The following is a 4816-nucleotide window of genomic DNA, read 5'->3' on the forward strand; positions in this document are numbered from 1 at the left end:
TTGGCACATGCGATCCACGTACCTGGCTCCATTTTCCATGCGTCGACGCTCTCGCAGCTCGGTGGCGAGCCGAAGGGCATCCACAGGGCAATGATCTGAGCCGTCCTGGGGACACCCGGAGGTGTCCCCATCGCGGTTTTCGTGGGGGTCGATGAGCATGTCGGTGAATCTGGTCGATGACCTCGGACTGTCCGCAGAACCCGCATCGGAGTGACGGCCAACGCGCAATGTGGGTTATAGGGCAAACACCGATAGGCTGGCGGTCATGGCTGAGTTCATTTACACGATGAAGAAGGTGCGCAAGGCGCACGGTGACAAGGTCATCCTCGATGACGTCACGATGAGCTTTTACCCCGGCGCGAAGATCGGTGTCGTCGGACCGAACGGCGCTGGTAAATCCAGCATCCTCAAGATCATGGCCGGACTGGACCAGCCGGGCAACGGCGAGGCATTCCTGGCTCCGGGCGCGACCGTCGGCATCCTCATGCAGGAGCCGGAGCTCGACGAGACCAAGACTGTTCGCGAGAACGTCGAGGACGGTCTCGGAGAGACGATGGTCCAGCTCAAGCGGTACAACGAGATCGCCGAGCTGATGGCTACGGATTACTCCGACGAGCTCATGGAAGAGATGGGCGAGCTGCAGGAGAAGCTCGATCACGCAGATGCGTGGGAGATCGACTCGCAGCTCGAGCAGGCTATGGACGCCCTGCGCTGCCCCCCGCCGGAAGAGATGGTCACCCACCTCTCCGGTGGTGAGAAGCGACGCGTTGCGCTCTGCAAGCTGCTGCTGAGCAAGCCCGACCTCCTGCTCCTCGATGAGCCCACCAACCACCTCGACGCCGAATCTGTCCTGTGGCTCGAGCAGCACCTCGCTGCTTACCCCGGCGCAATCCTCGCCGTGACTCATGATCGTTACTTCCTCGATCACGTCGCGCAGTGGATCTGTGAAGTCGACCGCGGACGCCTGTACCCGTACGAGGGCAACTACTCCACCTACCTGGAGCAGAAGGCTGCACGCCTCGAAGTTGCCGGCAAGAAGGATCAGAAGCTGCAGAAGCGCCTCAAGGACGAGCTTGCATGGGTTCGTTCCGGCGCCAAGGCCCGCCAGGCCAAGAACAAGGCTCGTCTCGATCGCTACGAGGAAATGGCGAACGAAGCAGAGAAGACGCGCAAGCTCGACTTCGACGAGATCCAGATCCCGGCACCGCCGCGCCTGGGTGACGTGGTCGTGGAGGTCTCGAACCTCGACAAGGGCTTCGACGGTCGCGTTCTGATCAAGGATCTCTCGTTCACGTTGCCGCGCAACGGAATTGTCGGCGTCATCGGCCCCAACGGCGTCGGTAAGACGACGCTGTTCAAGACCATCGTCGGTCTCGAGGAGCCTGACGCCGGTGAGGTCAAGATCGGTCAGACGGTCAAGCTGAGCTACGTCGACCAGAACCGTTCCGGAATCGACCCCAAGAAGACGGTCTGGGAGACCGTGTCCGACGGGCTCGATTTCATCGTCGTCGGCCAGACCGAGTTCCCCTCGCGCGCGTACATCAGCTCGTTCGGTTTCAAGGGCCACGATCAGCAGAAGCCGGCCGGCGTCCTCTCCGGTGGTGAGCGCAACCGCCTGAACCTGGCGATGACGCTCAAGCAGGGCGGCAACCTGATCCTGCTCGATGAGCCCACCAACGACCTCGACGTCGAAACCCTCGGCTCGCTGGAGAACGCTCTCGAAGAGTTCCCCGGCTGCGCCGTCGTGATCTCGCACGATCGCTGGTTCCTGGACCGGACTTGTACCCACATCCTCGCGTGGGAAGGTGGCTTCGGCGACAACGAGGCAGCTTGGTACTGGTACGAGGGCAACTTCGAGGGCTACGAGGCGAACAAGGTCGAGCGACTCGGCCCCGACGCCGCACGCCCGCACCGCGTGACTCACCGCAAGCTCACCAGGGACTGATCCGGTGTCCGACGTATACACAGCGCAGATCCAGGTCCGGTGGGGCGATTCCGACCGGTTGGGTCACGTCAACAACACGCGTTACGTCGAGTACATGCAGGAAGCGCGCATCCAGTTCCTGGAAGCGAAACTGGCGCCGCTCGGCGGCCGGCCGGGATACCTCGTGGTTCGAAAGATGACCGTCGAGTTCCTCAAGCCGGTCACCGATCGGTCCGGTCCCTTGAACGTAGAGATCTTCACGACTCACGTCGGGACTTCCTCGTTCACGGTTCGGCACGTCATCCGCGACAACGCGGGTGTCGAATGCGCTTTCGGCGACGCGTTGATGGTCGGATTCGACACGGTGTCCGAAAAGTCCAGACCGCTGGCGGACAGCGAACGCGCGGTGCTCGAAGCATCGCTTGTTCAGATGACGACATCGTAGATTTCGTTTCTCAGTTCACCCTAGGTACTGGTTGCCGCGGCTAGTCTCGAGTCAGAGATTGGTCGCGGCGATCAGAACCCACAAGGATGTGAGCCAGGAATGACAGACCGTGTACGGCAGCAGGGCACAGGCCTCGACGAAGCGACGTTGTTGACGCGTCTTCGCGAGGCCTTTTTCACGCATATCGACGAGGGTGACAGCGACGACGTCATCAACGGTCGATCGGATCGAGTCCTGCTCGCGCATCTTGCGCTCGGGAGGCAGCGGACCCCGGGCACCGCCGTATGGCGTGTGTACCGCCCGTCAGGATCCGAGGGTCTCGGCGCTGCCGTCCAGATCGTCACCGACGACATGTCGTTGCTCGTCGAGTCCGTTACCGCGATGCTCAACCGACAAGGTGTGGGAATCAGTCAATTCGCCCATCCGATCCTGACGGTTGAACGCGATGACTCGGGCAATCTGATGTCCTTGGGCGGCAGCGGTATCCAAGAATCCTGGATGCACGTCCAGTTGGACTCCGAAGTCGAGGATTCCGCTCTCGACGCGATCGAAGCACACCTCGGCAAGGTGCTCGCGGACGTCCGCCAGGTGGTTGGTGACACCCCGGACATGAAGGCATTGCAACTGCGCGTTGCCGACGAGTTGGAGAGTGCCGCAGAAACTGCCTCCGGGAGGATCACCCCCGAAGAATTCTCCGATACCGCTCGGCTGCTGCGGTGGATGGCGGACGGAAACTATGCCGTGCTCGGATACCGGCGGTTCGAGGGCACGAAGGACGGTTCACGCACGGTCGCCGGCAGCGGGCTCGGCGTGCTGCGCTCCGACGCGGTCACCGAAGGCCCGATGAGTTTGCCTCCAGTCGCAGATCTCCCGGATCGACCGCTTCTGGTCCTGACGCAGGGATCGTTCCCCGCCACGGTGCACCGCGCTGTCTACCCGTACTTCGTGGGTGTCTCGATCCTCGACGACGAGGGAAACATCGTGGGGGAGCACAGATTCCTGGGTGTGTTCACCGTGGTCGCACTCCACGAGAACGTCCTCGCGATTCCTCTGATCGAGCGCCGCGTTCGCGAAGTCATCGCGCGTGCCGGTGTCGACCTGCATTCGTACTCCGGTCAGGCGATGCTCGAGGTCATCCAGTCGTTCCCACGCACCGAGTTGTTCTCGAGCGACGCCGAGACCTTGTTCGAGACCGTCCACGCCGTGCACAGCATCGGGCTGCGTCGACAGGTGCGACTCTTTGTCCGCGAGGACACGTTCGGACGCTTCGTGTCCTGCTTGGTGTATCTACCCCGCGACCGGTCCACGACGCGGGTGCGACTGGCGATGCAAAACCTGTTGTGGCGCGAATTCGGACCAGGCACAGTCGATTACACCGCCCGGGTTACCGAGAACGATCTTGCGCTGTTGCACGTGACGATCCGGCGCGATCCGGACAGTGAGCCGGTTCATCTGGATGTCTCCGAGTCGAACCGCGAGCGAGTTCAGGCTCTCTTGACCGAAGTCAGTCGTAGTTGGGACGACCGCATCAACGACCTTGTTCGTGAAAGTCCGGGTGTGGATCCGGAACTGGTGCAGCGGTATTCGCGGGTGCTTCCCGATGGATACAAGGAGGACTTCGAACCGTCACGCGCGTTGGCCGACATCGCCCGACTCGAGGCGTTGGCGCCAGGCGCGATCGACGTACTGCTCTATCGTGCTGTGGACTCCGCGCCCGGTGCCTGGCGCTTCACGCTCTTCGTCGGCGGCGACGGTATCTCGTTGAGCCAGGTGCTACCGGTGCTGCAGTCACTCGGCGTCGAAGTTCTCGACGAGCGGCCGCACGTCGTGCAGCGACTCGACGGCGTTCAGTGCTGGATCTACGATTTCGGATTGTCGGTACCGGCGGATCTTCGGGCGTCGGTCGAGATCGACCTCGATGCGCAGGTGCCGCTCGAGACCAGTACCGCCCCGCTGACCGAGGTCCAGAAGCGATTCACGGCTGCATTCGGCGCAGTCTGGTTCGGCCGGGCCGAAGCTGACCGATTCAACGAGTTGGTGCTGCGGGCCGGAATGTCCTGGCGGCAAGCCGTGGTGCTGCGTGCTTACGCAAAGTATCTGCGCCAGGCCACATTTCCATACAGTCAGTTCCACATCGAAGGAATCGCGCTTACACACCCGCAGACCGCGTTTGCATTGGTGCAGTTGTTCGAGGCGATGTTCGACCCCGAGAAGCAGGACGACATTCGCGTCGCCGAATTGGACGAGCAGTTGCGTGCGTCCATCGACGAGGTACTCAGCTTGGATGCCGATCGCATTCTGCGTGGAATGTTCTCCTTGGTGAAGGCGACCTTGCGTACCAATTTCTACGTCGTCGACGCCGATGGCCGCTCTCGCGACTACCTGTCGGTCAAGCTCGATCCCTCACGGATCAGCGAGTTGCCCAAGCCGCGGCCGGCTTTCGAGAT

General features: G+C 62.1%; 3 protein-coding genes. All 3 read left to right on the plus strand.

Annotated elements, in window-relative coordinates; translation table 11 throughout:
* Positions 1 to 265 precede the first annotated feature (265 nt).
* Positions 266 to 1945: an energy-dependent translational throttle protein EttA gene (gene ettA / locus A2J01_RS16890; RefSeq protein WP_007730925.1), complete on the plus strand. Its 1680-nt coding sequence runs from the start codon at positions 266 to 268 to the stop codon at positions 1943 to 1945.
* 4 nt (positions 1946 to 1949) lie between these two features.
* Positions 1950 to 2369: an acyl-CoA thioesterase gene (locus A2J01_RS16895; RefSeq protein WP_003944475.1), complete on the plus strand. Its 420-nt coding sequence runs from the start codon at positions 1950 to 1952 to the stop codon at positions 2367 to 2369.
* Positions 2370 to 2468: 99 nt separating this feature from the next.
* The coding region (locus A2J01_RS16900) for an NAD-glutamate dehydrogenase domain-containing protein (RefSeq protein WP_197494239.1) at positions 2469 to 4816 on the plus strand (2348 nt) is incomplete at its 3' end.

The organism is Rhodococcus sp. EPR-134, from assembly GCF_001647205.1.
Taxonomy (GTDB): domain Bacteria; phylum Actinomycetota; class Actinomycetes; order Mycobacteriales; family Mycobacteriaceae; genus Rhodococcus_F; species Rhodococcus_F qingshengii.